Origin of the sequence: Mesorhizobium sp. M7A.F.Ca.US.005.03.2.1 (assembly GCF_003997795.1) — a bacterium.
In the GTDB taxonomy this organism is placed as follows: Bacteria; Pseudomonadota; Alphaproteobacteria; order Rhizobiales; family Rhizobiaceae; genus Mesorhizobium; species Mesorhizobium ciceri.
In genome coordinates, this window is the sequence record NZ_RZRP01001327.1 from 1 (window position 1) to 1,051 (window position 1,051).

The following is a 1,051-nucleotide window of genomic DNA, read 5'->3' on the forward strand; positions in this document are numbered from 1 at the left end:
GGCGCGGCCGGTGAACAAACCCGGGCAGGGCCTCGAACGCCTGCCGGCCGCCCAGCCGGCGCCGCCCGACATCCCCGCCAAACCGCAGGAAACACCGCCCGACCCGACGGTCACCGGCGCCATCGCGCCCAAGGCGGCGGAATTGCCGTCTCCGCATCTCGCCTGGTGCGCCAGCCGCTATCGCTCCTACCATCCGGACGACAACAGCTATCTTTCCTACAGCGGGCAGCTGCGCCCCTGCATCTCGCCCTATCTCGAAGCCGCCGGTCAGGCCGGCCAGCCGGCCGCCGGCGATGGCGGGGAAAACGGCGCTGGCCTTGGCGTCTACCTTGCCGACGATGACGGCGAAGCGCTTTCGGCCGACCATGTCGATTCCTGCTTCAGCCGTTACCGCTCCTACCGCCCGGAAGACAACTCCTACCAGCCCTATTCCGGCGGCCCGAGACGGCAATGCCAGTAGCCCCCGCGCGCCGCCGGCATGGCGATCCGATCGCGTGGATTTTCCGGAGCGTCCGCATTGTCGCGGCGTTCAACCCTGACCCCAAGGAGGACTGACCATGAGCGACGACCGGGACGACAGAATTCGTGAGCGCGCCTACCAGATCTGGGAACGGGAAGGCCGCATGCAGGGCGACCCCGAGCGGCACTGGCACCAGGCCGAGGCCGAGATCGACCGCGAGGGAGCCCTGCCGCTGACGGCGGGCGACGCGCTGCCTGAAACCGGCGAGATCGCCAGCTCCGACGTGCTGGAGGTCGAGGCGCTGGCGGTGCGCACCGGCATCTCCGGCGACGAGGCACAGGAACTGCTCGACCGCCTGGGCAACGACCGCGGCGCGGTCGAGCAAGCCGCGCGCAGCCTGAAGGCCAAAGGGCGGCGAAACCCCGATGAGGGACTGGCGAAATAGTCGGAAGACGAAAAATGCCGGCTAGGCTGCGACGGCTGATCGGCACGAAAAGCCCGCGCCTCTGGCGGAGGACGCGGGCCGATCGGAGGGCCGATCTTCGGCAGGCGATGGAGGGCACCACCTGCCGCATCCACTAACCATTAGCT

The 1,051-nt window shown here is 69.1% G+C and carries 2 protein-coding genes; both read left to right on the forward strand.

What is annotated here, in order from left to right:
- Positions 1 to 460 (forward strand): BA14K family protein (locus EN991_RS37475; RefSeq protein ID WP_164769717.1); only part of this gene is annotated, 460 nt, incomplete at its 5' end.
- A gap of 97 nt (positions 461 to 557) precedes the next feature.
- Complete coding sequence (locus EN991_RS37480) at positions 558 to 905, forward strand: DUF2934 domain-containing protein (protein WP_127370591.1); 348 nt, start codon at positions 558 to 560, stop codon at positions 903 to 905.
- Positions 906 to 1,051 lie beyond the last annotated feature (146 nt).